At 69.7% G+C, this 25852-nt stretch carries 19 protein-coding genes and 1 tRNA gene; 4 read left to right on the top strand and 16 right to left on the bottom strand.

Annotated features, from left to right (window positions below; genetic code table 11):
* The first annotated feature begins 167 nt into the window (after positions 1-167).
* Entirely contained in the window at positions 168-1670 is a 1503-nt protein-coding gene (gene purF / locus ACFSCV_RS06400; protein ID WP_378798117.1) for an amidophosphoribosyltransferase, read from the top strand.
* Between the two features lie 139 nt (positions 1671-1809).
* Positions 1810-2559, top strand: coding sequence for an SDR family NAD(P)-dependent oxidoreductase (locus ACFSCV_RS06395; protein ID WP_378798115.1), 750 nt, complete (start codon positions 1810-1812; stop codon positions 2557-2559).
* Positions 2560-2566: 7 nt separating this feature from the next.
* On the opposite strand, the gene ACFSCV_RS06390 is transcribed toward ACFSCV_RS06395, so the two are convergent.
* The 11 genes from ACFSCV_RS06390 to aroA form a co-directional block, all read right to left on the bottom strand.
* A complete protein-coding gene (locus ACFSCV_RS06390) occupies positions 2567-3796 on the bottom strand; it encodes a polysaccharide pyruvyl transferase family protein (RefSeq protein WP_378798113.1) in 1230 nt (409 codons plus the stop codon).
* Positions 3797-3803: 7 nt separating this feature from the next.
* Entirely contained in the window at positions 3804-5171 is a 1368-nt protein-coding gene (der, locus tag ACFSCV_RS06385) for a ribosome biogenesis GTPase Der (protein WP_378798111.1), read from the bottom strand.
* Positions 5172-5229: 58 nt separating this feature from the next.
* Positions 5230-5421: a hypothetical protein gene (locus tag ACFSCV_RS06380; protein ID WP_378798109.1), complete on the bottom strand. Its 192-nt coding sequence runs from the start codon at positions 5419-5421 to the stop codon at positions 5230-5232.
* 47 nt (positions 5422-5468) lie between these two features.
* Entirely contained in the window at positions 5469-6131 is a 663-nt protein-coding gene (locus tag ACFSCV_RS06375; RefSeq protein WP_378798107.1) for a tetratricopeptide repeat protein, read from the bottom strand.
* Between the two features lie 123 nt (positions 6132-6254).
* Positions 6255-6827 (bottom strand): NnrU family protein, encoded by a 573-nt coding sequence (locus ACFSCV_RS06370; protein ID WP_378798105.1) that lies wholly within the window; start codon positions 6825-6827, stop codon positions 6255-6257.
* Positions 6828-6919: 92 nt separating this feature from the next.
* Positions 6920-7276: a lipopolysaccharide assembly protein LapA domain-containing protein gene (locus ACFSCV_RS06365; protein ID WP_378798103.1), complete on the bottom strand. Its 357-nt coding sequence runs from the start codon at positions 7274-7276 to the stop codon at positions 6920-6922.
* Positions 7273-7587 (bottom strand): integration host factor subunit beta, encoded by a 315-nt coding sequence (gene ihfB, locus ACFSCV_RS06360; protein WP_378798101.1) that lies wholly within the window; start codon positions 7585-7587, stop codon positions 7273-7275. The genes ACFSCV_RS06365 and ihfB overlap by 4 nt, the downstream gene beginning before the upstream one ends.
* Before the next feature lie 64 nt (positions 7588-7651).
* Entirely contained in the window at positions 7652-8617 is a 966-nt protein-coding gene (sppA, locus tag ACFSCV_RS06355) for a signal peptide peptidase SppA (protein ID WP_378798099.1), read from the bottom strand.
* Positions 8618-8782: 165 nt separating this feature from the next.
* Positions 8783-10492, bottom strand: a complete 1710-nt coding sequence (rpsA, locus tag ACFSCV_RS06350; RefSeq protein ID WP_378798097.1) for a 30S ribosomal protein S1 — start codon at positions 10490-10492, stop codon at positions 8783-8785.
* A gap of 263 nt (positions 10493-10755) precedes the next feature.
* Entirely contained in the window at positions 10756-11391 is a 636-nt protein-coding gene (gene cmk / locus ACFSCV_RS06345) for a (d)CMP kinase (RefSeq protein WP_378798095.1), read from the bottom strand.
* Complete coding sequence (gene aroA, locus ACFSCV_RS06340) at positions 11388-12740, bottom strand: 3-phosphoshikimate 1-carboxyvinyltransferase (protein WP_378798816.1); 1353 nt, start codon at positions 12738-12740, stop codon at positions 11388-11390. Before aroA ends, cmk begins: the two co-directional genes overlap by 4 nt.
* Before the next feature lie 166 nt (positions 12741-12906).
* Here aroA and ACFSCV_RS06335 point away from each other — a divergent pair, with 166 nt between their 5' ends.
* Together ACFSCV_RS06335 and ACFSCV_RS06330 are read left to right on the top strand one after the other, a co-directional pair.
* Positions 12907-13335: a TIGR02300 family protein gene (locus tag ACFSCV_RS06335; protein ID WP_378798093.1), complete on the top strand. Its 429-nt coding sequence runs from the start codon at positions 12907-12909 to the stop codon at positions 13333-13335.
* Positions 13336-13507: 172 nt separating this feature from the next.
* Positions 13508-13583, top strand: a tRNA-Ala gene (locus ACFSCV_RS06330).
* 277 nt (positions 13584-13860) lie between these two features.
* On the opposite strand, the gene ACFSCV_RS06325 is transcribed toward ACFSCV_RS06330, so the two are convergent.
* From ACFSCV_RS06325 to ACFSCV_RS06305, 5 genes are all read right to left on the bottom strand, one after another.
* Positions 13861-15405, bottom strand: a complete 1545-nt coding sequence (locus ACFSCV_RS06325; RefSeq protein WP_378798091.1) for a recombinase family protein — start codon at positions 15403-15405, stop codon at positions 13861-13863.
* The gene (locus tag ACFSCV_RS06320) at positions 15402-15854 is read right to left on the bottom strand and encodes a DUF2924 domain-containing protein (RefSeq protein WP_378798089.1); all 453 of its coding nucleotides are present in this window, start codon (positions 15852-15854) and stop codon (positions 15402-15404) included. The genes ACFSCV_RS06325 and ACFSCV_RS06320 overlap by 4 nt, the downstream gene beginning before the upstream one ends.
* A complete protein-coding gene (locus ACFSCV_RS06315; protein ID WP_378798087.1) occupies positions 15854-16384 on the bottom strand; it encodes a DUF3489 domain-containing protein in 531 nt (176 codons plus the stop codon). The genes ACFSCV_RS06320 and ACFSCV_RS06315 overlap by 1 nt, the downstream gene beginning before the upstream one ends.
* A gap of 510 nt (positions 16385-16894) precedes the next feature.
* Positions 16895-17182 carry a hypothetical protein gene (locus ACFSCV_RS06310; protein WP_378798085.1) on the bottom strand — a complete coding sequence of 96 codons (288 nt, stop codon included), beginning with the start codon at positions 17180-17182 and terminating at the stop codon, positions 16895-16897.
* A gap of 68 nt (positions 17183-17250) precedes the next feature.
* Entirely contained in the window at positions 17251-25785 is an 8535-nt protein-coding gene (locus ACFSCV_RS06305) for a glycoside hydrolase family 94 protein (RefSeq protein WP_378798083.1), read from the bottom strand.
* Positions 25786-25852 lie beyond the last annotated feature (67 nt).

Here is a 25852-nt window from a genome sequence, read left to right as displayed (position 1 = left end):
GACGCGGCGCCTCCGCCGGAGGAGACGCCTTCGCCGGCGCCGTCGCGGCAGGATAGGCAGGGGATACAGAACCTGCTCGACCGGGACGCCCGGCCGAACCAGTGAGATCGCCGCGCGGGTCGCGCGGCCGGCGTGGAGGCGGCGGAATCGCCTCCGGGAGACGGACCATGAGCGAGCCCAGCATCGCGCGCGCCGACGCCCAGCGTGCGCCGGACGCCGTCGAAGACGTTTTCGATCCTTACGCCGACCGGCTGCGTGAGGAATGCGGCGTCTTCGGCGTCTTCGGCCACCCGGACGCCGCGGCGCTCACCGCGCTTGGCCTGCACGCCCTTCAGCACCGCGGCCAGGAGGCGGCGGGCATCGTCTCCTTCGACGGCGGCCGCTTCCACGCCGAGAAACGCCTCGGCCTCGTCGGCGATCACTTCTCCGACGCCAAGACCATCGGCCGCCTGCCCGGCCGCGCCGCCATCGGCCACAACCGCTACTCGACCACCGGCGAGACCATCCTCCGCAACGTCCAGCCGCTGTTCGCGGAGCTCGACGCCGGCGGCCTCGCCGTCGCGCACAACGGCAACCTCACCAACGCGCTGACGCTGCGCCGTGAGCTGGTGAAGGCGGGCGCCATCTGCCAGTCGACCTCCGACACCGAGGTCATCCTGCACCTCGTCGCCCAGAGCCGCCGCCCGCGCATCGTCGACCGCTTCGTCAACGCGCTGCGCGAGATCGAGGGCGCCTACGCCCTCGTCGCCCTGACGACCAAGAAGATGATCGGCGCGCGCGATCCGCTCGGCATCCGCCCGCTGATCCTGGGCGAGCTGGACGGCTGCCACATCCTGACCTCCGAGACCTGCGCGCTCGATATCATCGGCGCGAAGTACATCCGCGACATCGAGAACGGCGAAGTCGTCATCATCACCGACGAGGGCGTGCAGTCGCTGCGCCCGTTCCCGCCGCAGCCGATGCGCCCCTGCGTGTTCGAGTTCGTCTACTTCGCCCGGCCGGACAGCGTGGTTCAGGGCCAGTCGGTCTACGAGGTGCGCAAGCGCATGGGCATGGAGCTCGCGCGCGAATCGATGCCCAACGCCGACGTCGTCGTGCCGGTGCCGGATTCCGGCGTTCCCGCCGCAATCGGCCTGTCGCGCGAGAGCGGGGTGCCGTTCGAGCTCGGCATCATCCGCAACCACTATGTCGGCCGCACCTTCATCCAGCCGACCCAAGGCGTGCGTGAGCTCGGCGTGCGCATGAAGCACAGCGCCAACCGCAGCCAGATCGAGGGCAAGCGCGTCGTGCTGGTCGACGACAGCCTGGTGCGCGGCACCACGTCGAAAAAGATCGTGAAGATGATGTACGACGCGGGCGCCAAGGAGGTGCATTTCCGCCTCGCCTGCCCGCCGATCCTGTACTCCGACTATTACGGCATCGACACGCCGGAACGGGAGAAACTGCTCGCCGCGACCCACACGCTGGAGCAGATGCGAGAGCTGATCGGGGCGGACAGCCTCGCCTTCCTCTCGGTCGACGGGCTCTACCGCGCCATGGGCTATGACGGCCGCGACGACCTGCGCCCGCAGTTCGCCGACCACTGCTTCACCGGCGATTATCCGACCCTGCTCACCGATCGTTCGGGCGAGACCCCGCGCCAGCTCTCGCTGATCGCCGAGGCGAGCTGACGACCGGCTTCTCCGTCCTGAAGCCGCCGGCCACAGTGTCTTTCGGCGCGCCTTTGCGGTAAGGGGTCCGGGCTCGCCGGTCGGGAGACGTCACGTCCCGGTCCGCAACCCGCGCATACGCAGACGGACCCCGCACGACATGTCGACTGAAAAGCCTCTCGCCGGCCGCGTCGCGGTCGTGACCGGCGCCTCCCGCGGCATCGGCAAGGCCGCCGCCCTCGCCCTCGCCGAGGCCGGCGCCCATGTGGTCGCGACCGCGCGGACGCAGGGCGGGCTCGAAGAGCTCGATGACGCCATCAAGGCCGTCGGCGGGTCCGCCACGCTCGCTCCTTTCGCCATCGACGACTACGACGCCATCGACCGCCTTGGCGCGGCGCTCTACCAGCGCTTCGGCAAGCTCGACATCCTGGTGGCCAACGCCGGCCAGCTCGGGCCGCTCTCGCCGCTCGGCCATGTGGAGCCGAAGGACTGGGACAAGACGATTGCGGTCAACTTAACCGCGAATTGGCGCCTGATCCGCTCGCTCGACCCGCTGCTGCGGCTCTCGGACGCCGGGCGCGCCGTGTTCCTGACCTCGAGCGTCGTGCACAAGGACCGCGCCTACTGGGGCCCCTACGCCGTCACCAAGGCCGGCGTGGAGGCGCTCGCCCGCTCCTACGCAGCCGAAACCCGGACCAATACGCCGGTGCGGGTGACCCTGGTCAGTCCCGGCCCGCTGCGTACCGCCATGCGCGCCCGCGCCATGCCCGGCGAAGATCCGGCGACCCTGAAGACGCCGGAGGACCTCGCTCCGAAGATCGTGGCGCTCTGCCGCCCTGAGTGGACCGAGACAGGCAAGCTCTACGACTTCCCGACCGACAGCCTGCAGAGCTTCCACGCGCCGGCGTGACGGCGCGTCAGCGCAGCAGCAGGTCCGGCAGCGCGCCGATCCGGCGGACGGCGCCGCTCCGCCGCGGCGTGACGGACACGTCCAGCATCATGCGCTCGACGCCTGAGAACCAAGGCAGTTCAAGTTCGATCGCCTCGGTCGACCACCAGTCCGCCCGGCATGCGCGCCGGACGCCGCGCATGGAAAGCGTCACCGTCATCGGCTCCGGCCCAAGGCCGGGATTGCGCAGCGTCAGCGGCCGCCCGTCGTAGAGCGGCGCCTTGAGCTGCGGCGCCGCCATGCCGAAGCGCGCGGCAAGGTCGCTCTCGAGCCGATCGGCCGCCCGGACCAGCGGCTCGGGAATCACGGCCGGGCGCACCTCGTCCCAGTCGATCGCGGCGAGAGACGCGGGATCATCGAGAAACGCCGTGGGGACGAAATCGCGAAAGCCGCTGAACCGCCGCAACGCGTTCGATATGCCGCGGTCCGGCAGCGCGACGACGGGCGTGCCGAAGCCGACGCAGGGCAGCGCCACATGCAGCCGGCGGGTGATCACCAGCCGCGCGGTCCGCAGCCGCTCCAGCAGACGGGCGAGCGCCGCATAGCGCATCAGCGGATCTCCCTGCGTCAACGGCGGCAGGAAGTTGCTGATCACCTCCGCACCCTCGCGGAGGCGCGCCGGCACATGGGCCGCGATCGCCTCATCCGGCAGATCGACGATCAACACGCCGCGCCGCTGATCCTCCGGGACCGGCGGCAGGCCACGCCCAATGAACAGCGTCAGGCACCCGACCCAGTCCGCGGCCAAGCCTGTCGCGCGCAGGAGCTCGGCGCTGTCGAGATCCCTGGCGCCGATGGGGTCTCGCGCCGCAAGCCATGGCTTCCACGCGCTCGTCAGCAACTTGTCGGCGCCGAGCGCGAAGCCGAACAGCGCGGGCTCGATCGACGGGTGCGGCGTCCGGTAGTCCTGGCCCTGCTTGAACCAGGAATTGAAGATCGCAAGATGCGGGCCGTCGAGCGCCTCGATCGCCATGCGGTCGCGCGCGATCAACGCATCGAGCCGCGGCAGCCGCGCCAGCGCCGCGTAGGACTGGATGTCGTCGCCGATGTTGTAGGTCGAGAAGCCGAAGGCCGCAGCCCGCAGGCCGGGCCGTTCCGCGCTCGTCCGTGACGGCGCCGCCACCCGCCGGCGCGTCAGCAGGTCGGTCAGCGGCCGGATCAGCCGCTGCGCCCGCTCGGCCGGCGTGCGCTTCGACACGGCGCCTTCAGCCCTTGTCGTAGGGGTTGTCCGGCGTGCGGAAGGTCAGCCGGATCGGCGCGCCAGGCAGGTCGAAGGTCTCGCGCAGACCGTTGACGAGGTAGCGGACGTACGAATCCGGCAGTTCCTCGGTGCGGGTCCCGAAAATGACGAAGAACGGCGGCCGGGCCTTCGGCTGGGTGGCGTAGCGCAGCTTGATGCGCTTGCCCGCGACCGCGGGCGGCGGGTGCCGCTCCAGCACGCCCTCCAGCCAGCGGTTGAGCGCCGCGGTGGAGACGCGGCGGTTCCAGACCTCATGCGCGGTCGCCACCGCCTGCATCAGCCGCTCGACGCCCTCCCCGGTCTGGCCGGACAGCGCGACGAGCTGCGCGCCCTTCACCTGCGGCAGCAGACGGTCGAGCGCCTCGCGATGGTCCTTCAGCGCCTGGCCGCGATTCTCGACCAGATCCCATTTGTTGAGGGCGACCACCAGCGCCCTCCCCTCGCGCGCCACGAGGTCGGCGATCGACAGGTCCTGCTTCTCGAACGGCATGGTCGCGTCGAGCAGCACGACCACGACCTCGGCGAACTTGATCGAGCGAATGGCGTCGGCGACCGACAGCTTTTCGAGCTTGTCCGTCACCCGCGCCTTGCGCCGGAGCCCCGCGGTGTCGACGAGCCGCACCCGACGGTCGTTCCACTCCCAGTCGATCGAGACCGAATCGCGGGTGATGCCGGCCTCGGGCCCGGTCAGCATGCGCTCCGAGCCGACGAGCCGGTTGACGAGCGTCGACTTGCCCGCGTTCGGACGGCCGACGATCGCGATCCGCAGCGGCGCGTCCTCGCCCGGCTCGTCCTCGTCGTCGTCAGAGGGCTCCGGAAAGAACGGCCGCAGGGCGTCGTAGAGCTCGCCAAGCCCCTCGCCATGCTCGGCGGAGACCGGAAGCGGATCGCCGAGCCCGAGAGAATAGGCCTCGTAGGATCCGGCGACGCCGGCGCGGCTCTCCGCCTTGTTGGCGAGCAGGATCACCGGGCGATGGGCGCGCCGGACGAGATCGGCGAACCGGATGTCGTCGGCGGTCACGCCGGCGCGGGCGTCCGTCATGAACAGGACGACGTCCGCCTCATCGATCGCGGCCTCGGTCTGCTGACGCATGCGCGCCTCGAGCGAGCCTTCGGCCGCGCTTTCGAGCCCGGCGGTGTCGACGATGCGGAAGGTCAGGTCGCCGAGGCGGCCTTCGCCCTCGCGACGGTCGCGGGTCACGCCCGGGCGGTCGTCGACAAGCGCCAGCCGCTTGCCGACAAGCCGGTTGAACAGCGTGGATTTGCCCACGTTTGGCCGGCCGACGATGGCGACGAGCGGCAGCGGGTAAGCGGGCGGCGTTTGTTCGGTCACGTGTCGACGCCCTCCCGGCGCCCGTTCCGCGGGCGGCCGGGGATCGGCCGTCAGGCGGTTACGACAGAGGCTGCGGCACCGTGGCCGGCGGCTGCGGCGCGACCGGCTGAACCGGCCGACGTTCGCCCGGCAACGGAGTTTCCTTCTCGCCGAACGGATTGAGGTTCGAGATCGACTCGCAGCCGCCAAGCGCGCCCGCGAGCGACGCCACCACAGCGAGACGGAGAAGCAGTCTGGAGCGCTCGGTCACTGAATCTTTTCCCCGGTTGGATCGTACATACACGGCTTTGCGCGAACCTACTTCGCAGGCGCGGCCTCGGCGGCCGGCATCACCGACAGCATCAGGTCGGCGCGCTGCCGCGCGCCCTGGGCGGTTTCCGGATCGGAGGCGAGCGCCTCGAACTGGCGGCGGGCGTCCACGAAATCGCCGGCCTTGTAGGCGGCGAGGCCCAGCACCTCACGCGCGGCCTGGCGCCACGGGCTATTGTCGACGGCGAGAGGCTCGACCAGCTTCCGAACCTCGTCGCGCGACGCGTGGTCGACGGCGACATAGCCGGCGCGCACCCGCGCCGCATCCCGCAGCAGTGCGTCGGCCGCGGAATCGTTCGCCACCGCCTCGTAAAGCTTCAGCGCCGCGGCGGGGTCGGACTTCACCACCTCGGCGGCTTCGCGCAGCCGCGCCAGCGCCTGATAGCCCGCCGGCGCGTTCGCGGCGAGCTCGGCGAAGGCGGCCTTGGCTTCATCCGCCTTGCCCTCCTCGGCCAGCCGAGCGGCGGCCTGATATCGATCGCCCGCGGCTTCGGCCTGCCGCGCCTGCCAATACTCGTAGCCCCGCCATCCGCCGACGGCGGCCACAAGCAGCACGGCGACCGCGACGATCAGCCCGCCGAACCGGGTCCAGAGCTTCTGCAGCCGCTCGCGACGCAGGTCCTCCTGCACTTCATGGAAGATGTCGGTCATCGGCTCTTATGCGAATCCAGTCGTCATGCGGGGACTTTGCGAGCCGGGATCACGCGCCCCGCAAGCGGCGCGCACCATAGCGACGGGGCGCCGCCGCCGCAAACCCTTTGCGTCACGCCGGTCCTAGAACGTGAAGGCGGGAACGCCGATCAGGATCGGGTGCAGGAACACGCCGAACAGCGCGTAGACGACCGCCCCCAGCGCCACCGCTACGACGTCGTTGCGCCCGTCCGCCGGGCCGCGCGCCGGCTCGCCATGGGCCCGCGCCTCGCGCTTGATCAGGATGCGGGCGACGACGCCGTAGGCGAGGAAGCCGCCGAACAGCAGGACGCTCGCGAGATCGCCGTTCGCAGCGAGATGGCCGGCCGCCCACAGCTTCAGCGCCGCGAGCATGGGATGCTTGGCCTTCGCGCGGATGTGACCGGGCAGGTAGGCCGCCACCAGCAGGATGAAGGCCGGCAGCATCAGCGTGATGGGGATGTGCCGCGTCCAGGCCGGGGGCGTCCAGAGCGGAACGAAGGGCGCGGTCGCGTAGCCATAGACGACGAGCGCGAGCCCGGCCGCCGACACCAGCGAGTAAAACCCCTTGTACCCGCCCTCGCCCAGCCGCGCGATGAGCGCGGCCCGACGGCCGCGCGCGCGGGTGAAGATGTGCCCGCCGAGGAAAAGCGCGAGCCCGAGCAGCAGGAAGATCATGGCGCCCCTCCTCCAGTTTGGAGAGGCTCCAGACTATCGGCGCCGGCCGCGCGACGCCAGACCGCCGGCCGAATGAAACCGGCGGCCCGGTCTCAGGCGGCGCGTTTCGGCGCGGGCAGCGCGGCGACGGCGTTGCGCGCGGCCGCGGCGTCACGACGGGCGCGTTCGGTCTCGGTCTCGAGCCGGGCGACCTCGGCGCGCTTGGACCGGGCCTCCTTGCGCCACTTGCCCTGGCGCGCCCAGGAGGCGACGCCGCCGACCACCACGCCGAGCATGACGGCGAGAAGAATCACGGCGAACAGCGGCAGGTTGACGGCCAGCGCCGGGGCGTCGGGCGAGAACGGGTCGAATCCGATCTGCACGGACTGCCGATTCGCCACGGCGAACAGCACGAGGAACAGCGCGAGCGGAACGCCGACAAGGCCGGCCAGGAGACGGCGCAGGGTCATGCGGAGGCTTCCGCGGCCGCCGCTTCGGGATCGTCCTTGTTGAGGCGCACGCGCATCTCCTTCCCCGTCTTGAAGAACGGAACCACCTTGCCGTCGACCGGAACGTGCTCGCCGGTGCGCGGGTTCCGGCCGACGCGCGCCGGCCTCGCCTTCACCGAGAAGGCGCCGAAACCGCGCAGTTCGACCCGGTCGCCACGCGCGAGCGCGTCGACGATCTCGTCGAGGATCGCGTTCACGATGTTCTCGACATCGCGCTGGTAGAGGTGCGGATTAACGCTCGCGATCCTCGCCACTAGCTCGGACTTGATCATTGAGGCCCCTCCCGCGCCGCCTTCCGAGGCGGCGCATTACCCCTAAGTATAAGTAAAATATGATTTATTCTTGGGCAGGTTGCCAGATGGCGAGCAGACCGTCAAGGACGCGCCCCTCACCCGCATAAGCGTTCCGGATCGCGTTGGCGACGCTCGGAAGTCCAAGCGCCTCCGCCGCCCAGGCCGCCGAGGCCCTTGCGAGGCCCAGCCGCTCCAGACCGTCCGTTTTCGGCTTCCATTCGCGGACCGGCAGATCGGAATCCACGCCCTGGGTCTTGAGCCAGGCGATCGCTTCGGCCTCGCCGCCGAGTTCGTCGACGAGTTTCAGTCCGATCGCCTGGCGGCCGGTGAAGACGCGCCCGTCGACGACCGTCGCGAGCGCCGTCCCGTCGAGCTTGCGTCGATCGGCCACGATCGCCTTGAACCAGTCGTAGCTGTCGAGGATCAGGGCTTCGAGCGCCTTGCGCGCTTCCGGGCTCGTCGGCTCGACGCCGCTCGGCGCCGCCTTCAGCGGGCTCGACTTCACCGACTCGACCTGGACCCCGAGCTTCTCCAGCAGGCCGGTGAAGTTCGGATATTGCGCCAGCACGCCGATCGAGCCGGTGATCGACGTCTGGCGGGCGACGATGCGGTCGGCGGCGAGCGCCGCGATGTAGCCGCCCGACGCCGCCATGGTCTCGACGACCGCGACGACGGGTCGCTTCTCGGCGATCTTCCGGACCGCGTCGTAAATGTCCTCGGACGCCGTTACGCCCCCGCCCGGACTGTTGATCATCAGCAGCACGCCGCGGGCCTCGCTCTTCTCGAGGTCCTTCAGAAGCTTGTCGCGCTTGTCGTCGCCCATGATCACGCCCGAGAGCTCGACCTTGGCGATATGGGGCTCGCGGGGGCCCGGCTTGCCGTCGCCGCCGCGTCCGAGCGCGAAGGCCACGACCGCGACGCCGAGGATCGCGACGGCGCCGACTCGCCAGAACGCCAGTCTACGCCGAAGCGAGCGCCGCTCGAGAATTGCTTCGGTGTCGAGGGCCATCGGCGTCGGTCCGTCTTCAGGGCGTCATATCTGCGACCACCGGCGCGCGGTGGGCCGACAGGCCTAACACGACGAAAGCCCGCGCGGAACTCCCGCGCGGGCTTCGGATCAGGTGTGAACGCTATCCTCTCCGCGGGCAGGCCGCAGAGAGGAGCGCGGGTCGTGTCAGTCGTCGCTCTCGGCGTCGCGGCGCTTGAGCGCGGCCCCGAGGATGTCGCCGAGCGAGGCGCCGCTGTCGGACGAGCCGTACTGCGCGACGGCCTCCTTCTCTTCGGCGATCTCGAGCGCCTTGATCGACACGGAGACCTTGTGGGCCTTCTTGTCGAACTGCGTGATGCGGGCGTCGAACTTCTCGCCGACGGCGAAACGCTCCGGACGCTGGTCGGCGCGATCGCGGGCGAGATCGGCGCGGCGGATGAAGGCCGTCAGGTCGGTGTCCTGGATCTTGACCTCCAGGCCGCCTTCCTTGACCTCGATCACCTCGCAGGTGACGACCGAGTTCTTGCGGATCTCGCCCGAGTCCACGAACGGATCGCCGCCGAGCTGCTTCACGCCGAGCGAGATGCGCTCCTTCTCGACGTCGACGTCGAGAACCTGGGCGCGCACGATGTCGCCCTTCTTGAACTCGTCGATGACCTGCTCGCCCGGACGGTTCCAGTCGAGGTCCGAGAGGTGGACCATGCCGTCGACGTCGCCGTCGAGGCCCAGGAACAGACCGAACTCGGTCTTGTTCTTGACCTCGCCCTCGACCTCGGAGCCGACCGGATACTTCTCGACGAAAGCTTCCCACGGATTCTGCATGGTCTGCTTCAGGCCGAGCGAGATGCGGCGCTTCACCGGATCGACCTCAAGCACCATCACTTCCACTTCCTGCGAAGTGGCGACGATCTTGCCCGGGTGGACGTTCTTCTTGGTCCACGACATCTCGGAGACGTGGATCAGGCCCTCGATGCCCGGCTCCAGCTCCACGAAGGCGCCGTAGTCGGTGATGTTGGTCACGCGGCCGGTGAACTTCACGCCCGCCGGGTACTTGGCCTCGATGCCCTGCCACGGATCGGCGAGAAGCTGCTTCATGCCGAGCGAGATGCGGTGGGTCTCGTGGTTGATCTTGATGATCTTCACCTTCACCTGCTGCCCGATCTGGAGCAGCTCGGTCGGGTGATTGACGCGGCGCCACGCGATGTCGGTCACATGCAGCAGGCCGTCGATGCCGCCGAGGTCCACGAACGCGCCGTAATCGGTGATGTTCTTGACGACGCCCTCGATGACCTGGCCCTCTTCGAGGTTCTGGACCAGCTCCTGGCGCATCTCGGCGCGGGACTCTTCAAGCACGGTGCGGCGCGACACGACGATGTTGCCGCGGCGGCGATCCATCTTGAGGATCTGGAACGGCTGCGGCGTGCCCATGAGCGGGCCGACGTCGCGCACCGGGCGGATGTCGACCTGGCTGCGCGGCAGAAACGCGGTCGCGCCCTCGAGGTCGACCGTGAAGCCGCCCTTGACCTGGTTGAAGATGACGCCTTCGACCTTCTGGTTGTCGTTGAAGGCCTGCTCGAGCTTGACCCAGCTCTCCTCGCGGCGCGCCTTGTCGCGCGACAGCACGGCTTCGCCGAGCGCGTTCTCGACGCGCTCCAGATAGACCTCGACGACGTCGCCGACCTTGAGCGGGTTCTCGCGGCCGTGGCCGGTGAACTCCTTGACCGCGACGCGGCCCTCGGTCTTCAGGCCGACGTCGATGACGGCCATGTCCTTCTCGATCGCGGTGATGGTTCCCTTGACGACCGAACCTTCGGCGACGTCTGCGGTCGCGAAGGATTCTTCAAGCAGCGCGGCGAAATCTTCGCGCGAAGGTGCGGCTGCGGCAGTGGCGTTCATGAAGTCTCCCGCCCGTTTTCGGGCTTACAGCGCCGGCTTTGGTGTTGACGATCGGCTTCCGGGCCGCCGCTGTCCGGTTGCGCGCCTCTCCCGAAGGATGAGGCGGGCCGGCGCCGGGACGGATGCGGCCGGGGAGCCCGTCCGTAATGCGCCTTGCGCGACAGCCGCTCGTGGACGAGGGCCGCTCCAACGCCGTGACGCCTTTACGGATCGCGGCTCGTTAGCAGATCGCCCCCTCGCGCGCAACGCGGGTCGCGAGGATGTCAGGCGGTTCGCGCCCTCGCGACGAGGCGGTCGACGATCGCGACCGCGGCTGCGAAGGCGGCGTCGGCGTCGAGCGCCGTGGTGTCGAGCGTCACCGCGTCGTCCGCGGCTTTGAGCGGCGCGTTGGCCCGGCTCATGTCGCGATGGTCGCGGGCGCGGATGTCGGCGAGGATCGCCTCTTCGTCGACGTCCTCACCGCGGCCGCGGAGCTCCAGCGCGCGCCGCCGGGCGCGCTCCTCGGCGGAGGCGATGACGAACAGCTTGGCGTCGGCGTCCGGGCAGATCACCGTGCCGATGTCCCGGCCGTCGAGCACGGCGCCCGGCGCTTCGGACGCGAACCGGCGCTGGAACTCGAGCAGCGCCTGACGAACCTGCGGATAGACCGAAACGATCGAGGCGCCCGCGCCCGCCGCCTCGCTCCGCAGCATGGGATCGGCGAGGAAGGCGGGATCGAGCGTGCGGGCCTCCTCCGCGCCGGCGTCGGCGTCGTCGAGCATGTCGCGGTGGATCAGCTTCAGCGCGACCGCCCGGTAGAGGAGGCCGGTGTCGAGATGGCGTAGCCCGTAATGGGCGGCGATGCGGCGTCCGAGCGTGCCCTTGCCGGACGCCGCCGGGCCGTCGATCGCGATGATCACGGCGCGACCTCGAGGTCGCCGCCGAGCCCGCCCATGAGGTCGAAGAAGGTCGGGAAGCTGGTCGCGATCATGGTGGCGTCGTCCACTGTCACCGGCCGCTCCGCGGCGAGCCCCATCACCAGGAAGCTCATCGCGATGCGGTGGTCGAGATGGGTCGCGACTCCAGCCGCCCCGCCCGGCGCGCGGCCTCCGCCGCCACGGACGATGAGGTCGTCGCCCTCGATGCGGGCCTCGACCCCATTCGCGACGAGGCCGGCGTAAACCGCGGCGAGGCGGTCGCTCTCCTTGACGGTCAGTTCGTGCAGCCCGCGCATCCGCGTCTCACCCTCGGCGAAGGCGGCGGCGACCGCGAGGATCGGATACTCGTCGATCATGGTCGGCGCGCGCTCCGGCGGCACGTCGACCCCCTTCAGAGGGCCGGCGCGCACGACGAGATCGGCGACCTCGTCGCCGCCGTCCTCGCGAACGTTTTCAAGCGAAATGTCGGCGCCCATCTCCTGAAGAGTGGTCACGAGGCCGGTCCTGAGCGGGTTGGTCATCACCCCCTCCAGCGTCACCTCCGAGCCCGGCGCGATCAGCGCCGCGACCAGCGGAAACGCCGCCGAAGACGGATCGGCCGGCACCCGGACCTGCGCCGGCCTCAGCTCGGGCTGGCCGACGAGCCTGATCTCCCGGCCATGGGCGCCGTGAGGCTCGACGGTCACCTCGGCGCCGAAGGCGCGCAGCATGCGCTCGGTGTGGTCGCGCGTCGCCTCGCGTTCGACGACCGTGGTCACGCCCGGCGCGTTGAGGCCCGCGAGCAGCACCGCGGACTTCACCTGCGCGGACGGCACCGGCGTCTCATAGGTGATCGGCAGCGCGCGCTCCGGTCCCTTCAGCGTCAGCGGCAGCCGGCCGCCCTCGGAGGCGTCGACGACCGTCGCGCCCATCAGGGCGAGCGGATCGAGGATGCGCCGCATGGGCCGCGAGCGCAGCGAAGCGTCGCCGTCGAAAGACGCCTCGATCGGGTGCCCGGCCACGACCCCCATCATCAACCGCGAGCCGGTGCCCGCGTTGCCGAAGTCGAGCGCCGTCGCCGGAGCGCGCAGGCCGCCCACGCCGACGCCGCGCACGCGCCAGCTCCCTTCGCCCAGCCGCTCCACCTCGGCGCCGAGCGCCTCCGCCGCGCGGGCGGTGGCGAGCACGTCCTCGCCCTCCAGGAGGCCCTCGATGCGTGTTTCGCCGACCGCGAGCAGCCCGAGAATGAGCGCGCGATGCGAGATCGACTTGTCGCCGGGCGCGCGGACGCGGCCGGACAACGGCCCGGCGCGACGGGCCGTTGCGGGACGGGATATGGCGGCGGAGGACACGGTGGGCGGACCCCGGGGAACGAGACGTTTCATGGCGCGGGCCGCGGGCCGCGGGCGCGGCGGAGCCGGCCATGCGAACCGGGCGGCGGGGCCGGACGGCGCGCATTGGCTCTTGACAGCCCGGTCCGCCCACGTCAATCCACCGCCTCGTTTCGCGAAAGATGGGATGAACGCCTTGGGGAAGCCTGAACTCGGCGTCAAGCGCGTGTGCCCGGAGACAGGGCGCAAGTTCTACGACCTGAACAAAGATCCGATCGTTTCGCCGTACACCGGCGTGGCCTATCCGGCGTCGGCGTTCGAGCCCGTCGTGAAGGTCTCGCGCGTCGCCGCGGAGAAAGCCGCCCAGCGTCCGAAGAAGGACGAGGACGACGAGGCCGTCGACGACGCCGACACCATCTCCCTGGAGGACGCCGACGACGAGGCGACCGGCGGGACGAAGTCGTCCGGCGACGAGGACGGCGACGACGTGGATGTTGACGTGGACGTCGATTCGGACGACGACGCCGACGCCGAACCGTTCCTCGAGGACGACGAGGACCCGAACGACGACGTCACCGAAATCATCGGCGATCGGGAGAAAGACGAGGAGGCTTGAACGCCGCCCCGAAACGTGATTTGAGATGCGCCGCCCCGGCTCGCCGGGGCCGCAACCTTCCCCGGATCGCCGAGATTCGGGGCGAAGCGCCTTCCCCGCGAAGGCGTGACTGTCCGGCCTCCCCGGCGCGCCTGTTCCCAACAGCGCCGGATCACGGAGGCCGCACCCCGGTGGGGCCATAGCTCAGTTGGGAGAGCGCTTGAATGGCATTCAAGAGGTCGGCGGTTCGATTCCGCCTGGCTCCACCAATCACTTCCTGAAAACTCCCCGTTCTGACGCCCGCGGCAATGTCTGCGGACTGTCCGCGACTTAGCTCAGCCTGCTTGACCTGAGCGCGTCTCTGTTCGGCTTGATTCGCGCTTTCGGGACCTTTCCTCGCGCCTGTCTCCGCCGCCGCAAAGCCATGTCGTACGGGACGGTTGATGACGCCATCGCCATAAGCTTCTCAGCGGCCGTGCAGACGCAGAGACGCCGGGATCGTGGGCCGGCGGCTTCGTCGATTCGAGGTGGAAAAGAGTCGCTGCTTCAGCGATCGGGCTGTTCGAGCCCGATCGTCCGCCATTGCTCCGACCAAAGCATCGGCGCCTCCGCAAGCGCGCTCGCGGTGACGCCGCGCGGCAGGCGGCCCTCCGCGATGGCCGTGACGATGTCAGGAGCAAGGAAAGCGTAGCCGATCATCCGCTCCGCGTGGCGCTTCGTGCAGCCATGGCGCTGCGCCAGCTGATCAAGGTCGAGCGCGGAGGAGCGGCTGAGCTCCCCGATCCACTTCCGGCCGAGCGCGATCCACCGCAACAAAACTGCGCGGGCCTCGGCTTTCAGGGGGCGCGCGGTCGCGTCGGAGGTGGCGAGGATCTGCCGGCCGCTCGTCCGGCGCGGCGACGGCAATCGAATCACATCGCCGTCGAGGAGCGTAAGTTCGATCTCACCCGTGGAAAGGATCGCGCGGCCCAGATGCTCCGCGACCAGCGCCTTGTCGTCGAGGCCCGCAATGTCCCTCAGCCGCATGGCGGCGAGGATCGCTTGCTCGATCTGCGGCGCCGAGATGCGCTTCACCGATCCCGCCTCGGCGCCCCTGCCCTGCGCGATCACCGATGAGACGTAGTAGCGATAGACCACGCCCTTCCGGTTCGTCGCGCTCGGCGTCATCGGATGCCCGCGATCGTCGAACAGCCTTCCGAGCAGCAGCGCGCCCGAGGCCGAACGGGTCGTTATCCGGCCGCTGCGGTTGGCGGCGATCCTTGTCTGCACCGCCTCGAACAGTTTTGGGTCCACGATCGCCGGATGCTCCCCGGGATAGCTGCGTCCCTTGTGGTTGATCTCCCCGAGGTAGACCCGGTTCGCCAGCAGATGAGCAAGAGGGCCGTTTGTCAGCGGGACACCGCCGGCCGTAGCCCCGGATGCGAGAGTGCGGGTCCGCGTGACTATCCCCCGCTCTCTCAGCTCTCCCTGCAGCGCGGAGAGCGATCCGAGCGCGAGGTAGCGCTCGAAGATCAGCCGAACGGTCGCGGCTTCCGCCTCGTCGATCTGGAGCTTCTTTGCCTGGACGCGGTAGCCGAGCGGCACGACGCCGCCGACCCAGATCCCGCGCTTCTTCGACGCCGCGATCTTGTCGCGAATGCGTTCGCCCGTAACCTCACGCTCGAACTGTGCAAACGACAGCAGCATGTTGAGCGTCAGCCGACCCATGCTGGTCGTTGTGTTGAAGGACTGCGTCACCGACACGAACGACACGCCGCTGGCGTCGAACAGCTCGACGAGCTTGGCGAAGTCCGCGAGCGACCGGGTCAGACGGTCGACCTTGTAGACGACGATGACGTCCACCCCGCGCGATCGCACCAGTTCCAGCAGCCGCTGCAGCGCCGGACGCTCCATCGAGCCGCCGGAGAAGCCGCCGTCTGAGAACACGCCGCCTTTGACGAGCTTCCAGCCCTCCCCGGCCTGGCTGCGCACGTAAGCCTCGGCCGCTTCCCGCTGGGCGTCGAGCGAGTTGAAGTCCTGCTCCAGCCGATGGTCGGTCGAGACGCGGGTGTAGACCGCGCAGCGCCGGATGGTCGGGGCAGGACGGCTCACCCCGCCCTCCCCTTGTCCCGCAGCCCGAAGAACCGCGGACCGTTCCAGCGCACGCCGGTGATAGCGCGGGCGACCTCAGACAGGCTGCGATAGGTCCCGCCGTTCCAGGCGTAGCCGTCCTTCAACGCTATCACGCGGTGGATGACGCCCTCCCACTCGCGCACCAGAACGCCTCCGCCGCCGATCCGCTCGCGGTCAGGCAGCGGGACGGCCGCCGTGGTCGGGCTCGAAGCGACGCGATCCAGGAAGCGCGCCGTGTCGGCGTCGAGATCGCCCAGCGCGTCGGCCTGCACGCGATAGGCCAGCATCCGGAGCAGCAGGCCCTTCGACACCGCGGCCGGCGCCGCCTTCCCCGTCACGCTTCGCCATCGCGCCTGCAGCACGGCGAGGTCGAGGTCTCCCAGCCGGGCGACTTCGACCTCGATGCGCTCACGCGTTTGACGCGCCATCAGGCGGCCGCCTGAGCGATGCGGTAGGACCGCTCACCGCTGGGCATCGTCGACGATGCGACCGCGTAGCCGCGCCGACGGAGGCCGGTCAGCGCCGCTCGGGTCGTATGCGGCAGCCAGCCCATCGCAGCAGCGAGCTCGCGCAAGGTCGCGCCTTGATCACGCGTCAGAAGCTCCACCACCGCCGCCTGCTTGGTGCCCGCGCGCACCGCCGCAGCGACACTCGAAGAGCCGCTCGTCAGCGTTTGCACCAGCGCAGGCGGCTCCTTATCGAGCCGGAGCGCGGCGAAACCGGCCTTCGTGATCTGCAGCCCGACCGGACCGCTCGCATCCTGCCGCCAGGACGGCTGCCGGCGAGCAACCGGGACCTCGGCCAGCAGACCACGTCGGATCAGGGCTGCCACCGTCCGCGAGGAGGCCGCCGGGTCGGAAAGGACGACCAGGGCATCCTTCCGTTGGGAGGCCGCGGACAGCATCACGAGCTGAGCGTCGCTCAGGCGGGTGCTTGGGGAAGGAGCTGCGCTCGACATAAGAAAACCTCCGCGGTTGCCGACGGCCTGTCGCCGCCACCGACACGACCCCGCAATCGCGGGGCGAGGTTTATCCAAGCTGCCTCAACTCAGGGCCGCGGCGGAGTGCTAGCGCCCCCTGCCCTCGCGCCTCAGAAGGCTCGCGCTCTGCATGGGGTGGTTCGCCTCGTAGAGCAATGGCTCGATCTCGCAAGCGATGGTCATCGCCTCATCGAGGCGTCCGAGCGCCAGAAGCTCTCTCGCCGCGCGCGCCTGGTCCCCGCACTCGGCCACACGCTCAAACATCGACCTCAGGCAGGCCTTCGCTAGCTTCCGCGACATCGTTGCGTCCTCGTTCGCCACGACGACACCAACGCTCTGGTCGCGAAGGAAGTGAAGTCTTTTCTGGCACCAGAGCGTCAAGGCGGCGCAAAGACGACAGAATGGCGCAACGGCTAGAAGGCCCAACCGCCGACTTTGACCCAAAGCGGACGTTATGTAGGGTGGCTTATTGGCCAACTGCCCGGTTCGTCAGCGATTGCCGCTTTCGAAAGTGCCGGCGCAATCGCTTGCGGCCTTCATCTTGCGTCCGGCTCGAACCATCGGGGCGTCGACGGGACCAGATACGGGCCGTCGACGTTTGGTCGTTTTCACTCCCGACAATGCCGCTGCGAGCAACGCCCGCGCCGCCTCTTCGCGCGACATCGGGTCGACATGGGCCGCGATCCAGCCGTCGAGCTTGGCGAGAAGCTCGGAGTCCGCCGATATCGAGAGGTTGGCGACGCTGGAGGCCGCGGGGGACAAGTTGGTCTTGGTCATCGATGCAGCCTGTCAGAAAGAGGCGTCGGAATAGCGGCGGTCGGAACGAGCCGTGCCGAAAAGCCGCCTCAGAGGTGGGGCGATCTGCATCCAGACCCGGCCAGGGTGATGGTCAGCTCGTGCTCTCGCGCATCCAGCGGGATCCGCGCGCCTTCAGCCGCCGGATCGAGCGGTCGGCCATCGAGCGTAGACCGCGGAGCCTCGTCGTCGTCCGCTAGACGACGCTCAACCCGGATCCGGCAGACCGTCCCCTCGACCGTAAGCGTCGCCTCGAAGCCCGGCCATGACGGCGGGATCACGGGCGCGACGCGCAGGTGCGCGCCCTCGCGGGTGACGCCCAGAATGCCTTCGAGACCGGCGCGGTGCATCCAGGCGGCGGAGCCCGTGTACCAGGTCCAGCCGCCGCGCCCGACATGCGGGGGCGCGGAATAGACGTCGGCCGCCACAACATAGGGCTCGACCTTGTAGCGCTCGGCCGCGGCGCCATCGAGCGCGTGGTTGATGGGGTTCAGCAAGTCGAACAGGTCGTGCGCCCTGGCCCCGTCGCCGAGCTTGGCGAAGGCGAGGATCGACCACATCGCGGCGTGCGAATACTGCCCGCCGTTCTCGCGCAGGCCCGCCGGATAACCCTTGATGTAGCCGGGGTCGTGCGGGGTCGAGACGAAGGGCGGCGTGAACAGCACCGCGATCCCATCGTCACGCCGGATCAGCCGCTCGTCGACCGAAGCCATGGCGCGGGCGGCGCGCTCAGGGTCTGCGGCGCCGGACAGCACCGCCCAGGATTGCGCGATCTGGTCGATGCGGCACTCGTCGCTGTCTTTTGAGCCGAGCCATGTCCCATCGTCGAAGGTCGCGCGGCGATACCATGCGCCGTCCCAAGCCTTGCGCTCGATCGCGGCCCGGATGCTTTTGGCGTGCGCCCGCCAGCGGCCGGCGCGCTCCGGGTCGCGCGGCTCGGCGAGCGGCGCGAACAAGGCGACGGTTCGGATGAACAGCCAGCCGAGCCAGACGCTCTCGCCCTGGCCGCCTTCGCCCACACGGTTCATGCCGTCGTTCCAGTCGCCCGTGCCCATCAGCGGCAGGCCATGTGGGCCGGTGAGCCCGACACACTGGTCGAGGCCGCGAGCGCAGTGCTCGAACAGCGAAGCGCTCTCGGCTGACTCCATCGGCTGGAAGAAGGCGTCGTGCTCGCCGGGCTTCAGCAGCGGGCCGTCGAGGAACCCAGCCTCCTCGTCGAGAACCGCCACGTCGCCCGAGGTCGCGACATAGGTGGCGGCGGCGTAGGCCAGCCAAACCCGGTCGTCGGAGATGCGCGTGCGAACGCCCTGGCCGGAGTGCGGCAACCACCAATGCTGCACGTCGCCTTCCGGGAACTGGCGGCTCGCGGCGCGCATCAGATGGCTGCGCGTTTCGGCCGGATCGATCAGCGACAGCGCCATGCCGTCCTGCATCTGATCACGGAAGCCGTAGGCGCCGCTCGCCTGATAGAAGCCCGAACGCGCCCAGATGCGGCAGCCGAGCGCCTGATAGAGCAGCCAGCCGTTGAGCATGATGTCCATCGCGCGGTCCGGCGTGCGGACCTGGACTGCGCCGAGCCGCGCCTTCCAGCTCTCGGAAACCTCCGCCAGCACGGCGTCGAGGTCTGCGTCACGCGTGCGCAGGATGAGCACGCGGGCGTCCTCTTCGGAGCGGCACTGGCCGATGAGCCAGACGATCTCGACGCTCTCGCCGACGCCGAGCGCGATTTCGGTCGAGAGCGCCGCGCAGGGGTCCAGCCCGGCCCCGGCCGCGCCGGAGAGCGGCGTTTTCCGAAGCAACGCGGCCGGCGCGTCCGGCCCGCCGTTGCGGCCGAGGAACTCCGTGCGGTCGGCTGTCCAGCTGGTCTGTCGTCCGAGGAGATCGGCGAACGCGACCCGGCCGGAGAACGCCGAGCCCGAGGGGTTGCGGGCGAACAAAGCTCCGGTGTTTGGATCGACCTCCGTCGTCACGAACGGCGCGGAAGCGCCGCGGGCAGTCCCCAAAACCCATTCGGCGAAGGCTGTGACCGACAGCCGGCGCGGACGCTCCGATGTGTTGCGCAGCGTCAGCCGCGAGATTTTGACTGGGTCCGCCACGGGGACAAACTGCGTCAGCTCAAGCGCGACGCCGTTCGCCTCGTGCTCGAAGCGGCTCGATCCGAAGCGGTGGCGCGCGACGTAGAGCCCGCCGTCGCAGATCGGCTGCGCGGTCGGGGTCCAGACATCGCCTGTCTCCTCGTCGCGGACGTAGATCGCCTCTCCGGCCGGATCCATCACCGGGTCGTTCGACCACGGCGTCAGCTGGTTCTCTCGGCTGTTCTCCGACCATGTCGAGCCGCTGCCGCCGGCCGAGACCTGGAAGCCGAAGGCGGGATTGGCGATCACGTTGATCCAAGGCGCGGGGGTCGTGCGGCCGCCGTCGAGCACGACGACATATTCTCGGCCGTCGTCGCCGAAGCCTCCGAGCCCGTTGAAGAACTCGAGGCCTGCCATCGCCGCGGCGCGCTGCGACTCGGTGCTCTTCGCCTTTGGCGTCTTGCGCGGCGTCGGCGCGGCAAAGGGGGCGAGCGCGGACAGGCGCGCCATCTGGGCCCCAATCGGGCCGCGGCGGGCGACGAGCACGACGCGCGCAACGGAGAGCAGCAGGTTGCGGGCTTCGATCGGCAGCAGGTCGGCGCGCAAGGTGTAGACCGCGCCTTGCGCCGGCGCGTCGCCGAGACGCGGCCGCGACTGGCTTGAGCGCACCGCGGTGTCGATCGCGATCTGCAGGTCTTGCAGGTAGGACGAAGCGTGCTCGTTGACGATGACGAGATCGACCGAGATCCGCTTCATCCGCCAGTATTCATGGGCGCGCAGCAACTGACGGACCTGGTCCATGTCCTCGATGTCGTCGATCCGCAGCAACACGATGGGCAGGTCGCCGGAGATCGAATAGGGCCAGAGCCCCGATTGCGGTCCCGCGCCGCGGACGATGACGTCGGAGGCCGCCCGGAAGCGCGCGTCCGGATAGAGCAGCGGCGCTGCGAGCCGCTGGAAGTCGGCGGCCTCTTCCGCGGTCACGTCGAGATGGCGAAGCTGCACCTGCGCCTGCGTCCAGGCGAGCGTCTTGGCCCGGTCGAAGGCGTTGCGGTCGTGGTGGGCGTCGACGAGGTCAAGCAGGTCCTCGCGCGATGTCGCGACCACGGTCCAGAACGCGACGCGCACGCGGCCGCCGGCCGGAACCGTCACACGGCGCCGGATTGAGAACACCGGGTCGAGCACGGTCCCGACGGTATTGGAGAGCGGCAGGGCCGCATTGCCCGCGAAGGCCGCTGCGGGCGCCAGGCTGCGCCCTAGGAATTTCGCGCGGTCGGTCTCGTATTCCGGAGCGGCGGACTCGCCGCCCTCGACCACTGCGAAATGCGCCGCGCAGGGCGAGACCTCGCCGTTCGCGCGCGGGCGGCGGGTCGCCACCAGCGCGCCGAATTCCGGCAGATGCTCGGTCACGACGAAGAGTTTTGCGAATGCCGGATGCGCGGCGTCGGCGGCGGGTGGAGCGAGCACGATCTCGGAATAGGAGGTCAGTTCGATCTCGAAGGCGGTTCGGCCGGCGTTCGTCAGCGTGACGCGCCGGACTTCGGCGTCGACCTCGCCCGAGACGATGACCTCCATGGTCGTGCTGAGCGGTCCGTCGCGGCGGATTAAGCTCGCCTGATCCTCGCCGAACACGACCTCCTGATGATCGGCCGCCGCGCCGATCGGTTGCGCCGCGGCCGACCAGACCCGGCCGTTCGCGAGGTCGCGCAGGGTGACGAACGAGCCTAAATCGTCGCGGGTGGCGTCGCCGCGCCAACGGGTGACCGCGAGATCGCGCCAGCGGCTGTAGCCGGCGCCCTCCGCGGTCAGCATGACGGCGTAGCGGCCGTTCGACAGCACATGGGTCACCGGAGCTCCGCCCGTCGACGGCGTCACGTGCCGCATGACCGAGGTTTCGGCGACCTCGCCGGGCGAGGCCTTGACCTCTTCGGCGCGCGCCTGGAGCACCGCGACGTCGCGCGGCATGCGCTCCTGCATCAGTAGATCGCAGGCCTGGATGATCGGCTCGCGGTGGAAGCGCGCGCGCATCCTTCCGTCCTGCAAGACGTTTGAAAGCGCCACGATCGTCATGCCCTGGTGATGGGCCATGAAGTTGCGGACGATCGCGACGCTCTCGCCTTCCGGCAGACGCGAGCGGGTGAAGTCGAGCGCCTCATAGAAACCGTAGCGGCCGCGCGCGCCCATATCCGCCATGCGGGCGAAATTCGAAAGCGCGCCTTGCGGGTCCACCATCGCGGCGAGCGCGGTCGCGTAAGGCGCGAACACCGCGTTCTCGGCAAGGCCCCGCTTGAGGCCGAGGCCCGGCACGCCGAAGTTCGAGTATTGATAGGTGAATTCGAGGTCGCGGGCGTTGTAGGCCGATTCCGAGACGCCCCATGGAACACCGAGCGATTTTCCGTAGTCCTGCTGGCGGCGCACCATCAGGCGGTTGGTCTGCTCGAGCAGGCTGCCCGCCGGCGCCCGCATCACGAGCGACGGCATCAGATACTCGAACATCGAGCCCGACCACGAGATCAGCGCCGACGCGCCGCCGATCGGGGTCGCGGTGCGGCCGAGGCGGAACCAGTGCCGGGTCGGGGCGTCGCCCTTGGCGATGGCGAACAGGCTCGCAAGCCGGGCTTCGGAGGCGAGGAGGTCATAGCAGCTCGGATCGAGCCGGTTGTCGGGCAGCGAGTAGCCGATCGAGAACAGTTTGCGCTCCGGATCGAGCAGGAACGCGAAGTCCATTGCGAGCGCGGTCGCGCGCGCCTCGGCCGCGATCGCCGCGGCCCGCTCCGTGAGCGCGAAAGTCGGGCGTTCGGCTGCGTCGCGCGTGTGCTCCGCGACGCCGCGCGCGAACGCCTTGATCCAGAACTGGAAGTCGGACGCGCCCTCCGACGCTGCCGGCGGCAGCACGTCGCGCGCGACCTTCAGCACCTTGTCGGACAGCCGCATGAGAACCGGCGCGAGTCTCGGGATCGCGACGCCGCCGTTCAGCTGGCCGTCGATCTCGTCGAGGATCGCGGCGATCTGGCGGCCCCGGCTGTCCTTGCGCGGGACAAGCGTCGCGAGGGCGCTGCGGGCAAGCGCCAGATTTTCCGCGAGCCCCTGCCGGATGGACGGCGCCACGGGCTCGGCGGCCCATTCCTCGCAGGCGTTGGCGAGCGCGATCAGGTGGCCCGCGAGATTGCCGCTGTCGACGGTCGACACATAGGCCGGGATGAGCGGCTCGCCGTTCTCGGTGCCGTACCAGTTCAGGAAATGCCCGCGATGGCGCTGCAGCTTTCGCAGCGACTCGAAGGTCGCCTCGAGCCGCTCGACGGTCTCGGCCGTGCCGGCCCAGCCGAAGTCGCGTGCCGCGACCGCCGACAGCAGGTAAAGCCCAATGTTCGTCGGCGAGGTCCGCCGGGCGATGATCGGCTGAGGGTCTTCCTGAAAGTTGTCCGGCGGCAGCATGGTGTCGGCCGGCGTCACGAAGGTCTCGAAGAACCGCCACGTCCTGCGGGCGATCAAGCGCAGTTCGCGCGCGTCGTCGGGAGAAACGGCGAGATCGGACGCCGCGCTCGGCGAGCGGCTCGCCCATAGCGCGATCGCAGGCGCAAGACCCCATGCGATGGCGAATGGGACGATCAAAGCCCAAGCCGAGGGCGCAAGCGCGAGGCAGAGCGCTGCGAGCCCGAGCCCGAGGCCGGTCCCTCCCGCCATCATTCGGTAAAAACCGCCGAGCGTCAGTCGCGGCGCGGCGGTCGACTGCGCGGCGGTGGTCCATTCGAGCAGCAGGCGCCGCGTGCGGAACACCCGGTCGAGCGTGCGCACGATCGCGTCGAGCCCCCGCCACGCCTGGTCGGGCAGGAAGGCGAGCGTCAGCCCGATCTGCGTCGCTGCGAGCTTGAGATCGCCGAACAGCACGCGGTTGTGAGCCCCGAGATGGATCCCGGATCGCCGCGGCACGACTGAGAAGAACAGGTGAAGCGCCGCCGGGACCGTGATCGCGAGCAGCACGAACAGGACGCCCAAGGCGGCGACCGGCGCCGGCGCGAGCCAGCAGGCGACGAGCGTCGCCATCGCGGCCGGCGCGACGAGCGAGCGCCGGAGATTGTCGACCATCTTGCCGCGACCGACCGCGGGAAGACCGGCGCGGCCCTGCCCCACGCCCAGCACCCAGGGCAGCAATTGCCAGTCGCCGCGCGTCCAACGGTGCTGCCGGCGCGCCGCGACGTCGTAGCGGGACGGGAAGTCCTCGATAACCTCGACGTCGGAGGCCAGACCCGCTCGTGCGAATATGCCTTCGAACAGGTCGTGGCTCAGCATGGCGTTGTCGGGCATCCGGCCTGCGAGCGCCGCCTCGAAGGCGTCGACGTCGTAGATGCCCTTACCCGTGTACGAGCCTTCGCCGAACAGGTCCTGATAGACGTCCGAGATCGCGGCGGCATAGGGATCAACGCCACCGGGAGCGGAGAAGGCGCGCTGATAGGCTGAGCCTTCCCGGCCGATCGGCAGGGAGGGCGTCACGCGCGGCTGGAGAATGCCGTAACCGCCGACGACGCGCCGTCCGACCGTGTCGAAACCCGGCCGGTTCAGCGGATGGGCCATCTTGCCGATCAGGCGGCTCGCCGCGTCGCGCGGCAGCCGCGTGTCTGCGTCGAGCGTGATGACATAGCGGACGTCCGCGGGGACCCACGGCGCGCGTCCGCTGGTCGACGTAAAGGTGGTGTCGGTCGCGCCGCGCAGCAGCCGGTTCAGCTCGTGCAGCTTGCCGCGCTTGCGCTCCCAGCCCATCCACACGCCGTCGACCGCGTTGAAGACGCGGCGGCGATGAAGCAGCAGGAAGCGGTCGCCGCCAGGGCCGGGCCCGTGCGTCGCGTTCAGCCGCGCGATCGACGCCTCGGCGATGGCGAGAAGCGCGGCGTCGCCGTCGAGGGTCTCGCGGTCGGAGTCGAGGCCGTCGATCACGAGCGCGAACGAGATATCGCCGCCGGCCCCGGCCAGATGGTGCACCTCGAGCCGCGCGATCTGCTCGGCGAGATCGGCCTCTCCGGTCAGCAGCGTCGGCATGGCGACGAGCGTCCGAAGTTCGGATGGCACGCCTGTCGACAGGTCGAGCCCCGGCAGGGCGTTCGCCCCAAAGCTCCAGCTGATCACGCGGTTGACAAGCGCGGTCGCGACGTCGGTGGCGGGGATGACGCCGAGCAGCGCGATCGCGATCGGCCAGAACACTCCGCCGCCTGCCGCGACCAGCGCCCAGACGACGCCGCCGAGCAGCGCGGCCGTCAGCGCAAGGATCGCACCGACGTAACCGCCGATGCCGAGGCTGACGCCGAAGCGGTTGAACCACAGCCGCGGCGACGGACGGAAGCCGAGCGCGCGTTCGAGCGCAAGGCGCCCTTCGGCGATGAGATGGTAGCCCGGATCGCGGACGCGCTCGGCCCCGGCCATGTCGGTCGGAGGGTCCAGCCGCGAGGCCGCGAGAGCTGCGTCCGCAACTTCGAGCTCTGTCGCGGACGAGCCGCGCGCGAGTTGCTCGATCGCGCTGCGGTAGAGATTGCGGGTGGGGAAATCCATCGCCGCGAAGTCGCTGGCGTCCCGAAGCCTCTCGTCCACGAGGCTGACGCTTTCGAATAGCTCCGCCCAGTCGATGTCCGAGATCAGGCGCATGCTGGTGATGACGTTGCGGATCGTGACGTTCGAGGCGCCCTGTCGCATCTGCGCATGCCGAACGGACTCCTCGATCGAGGAGCCTTGCAGCGCCAAGCGCTGCTCGAGCCATTCGAGCGCAGGGTTGGTGCGCGGGTCCTGGTCGCGCAGACGCTTGGCGAGCTGCGCTGCGAACAGTTCGGAGACCGGACCTTCGGGGCGCGTGGCGATGTCGGCGTCGAGCGCGGACCGCGCTCCGCCCGATGCGAGAAGCCGGTTGGCGAGCGCCTCGGCGTCGGCGCGGGCCGCGCGCGCGACGCTGATCTGGTCGGCGAGCCTACGCAGGTTCTCGATCAGGACGATGCGGATCGTGATCGCCACCGCCCAGAGCTCGCCGATCGTCAGCGGCTGGACCCTCTGATAGGCCGCGACGAACCGTTTCAGGATCTCCGGATCGAAATGGCTGTCGGTGTGGGCGACATAGGCCCATGCTATGCCGAACACACGCGGGTAGCCTGTGAACGGCCCCCCAGAGAGTTTCGGGAGCTGGCGATAATACCCCGGCGGCAGGTCTTCCCGGATCTCGCGGATCTGGTCTTCGACGAGGTGGTAGTTGTCGAGCAGCCATTCGGCCGCCGGCGTCACGCCGCGCCCGCTCTCCAGCTCGGCTGCGCTCGCCTTGTAGGCGGCGAGCAGCGTGGCGGCGTTCTCGCCCAGGCGCACGCGAAGCGACCGCACGAAAGGCGGCCGTTCGGCGATGGGCTGGGCGGCCGCAAGCGATTCGGCGTGCTGCTCGAGTCGCTCGATCCCGAACAATTCCTCGCGGACCGGGGAAACGTTTTCCCAAGGCTCCGCCGAAGCCCGGCGAGCGAGGATATTGCGCGCGATCTCAAGCATGTCCGCCCTTTCAGCCACGACCTGTCGGCAGGGCGATCCGTTCTATGCGCCGGCGACACGGCGGCGC

This window comes from Methylopila henanensis, assembly GCF_042681025.1.
Classification (GTDB): Bacteria; Pseudomonadota; Alphaproteobacteria; order Rhizobiales; family Methylopilaceae; genus Methylopila; species Methylopila henanensis.
Note: the sequence above shows the minus strand (reverse complement) of the source record. Positions and strands in the feature narration are given on the sequence as shown.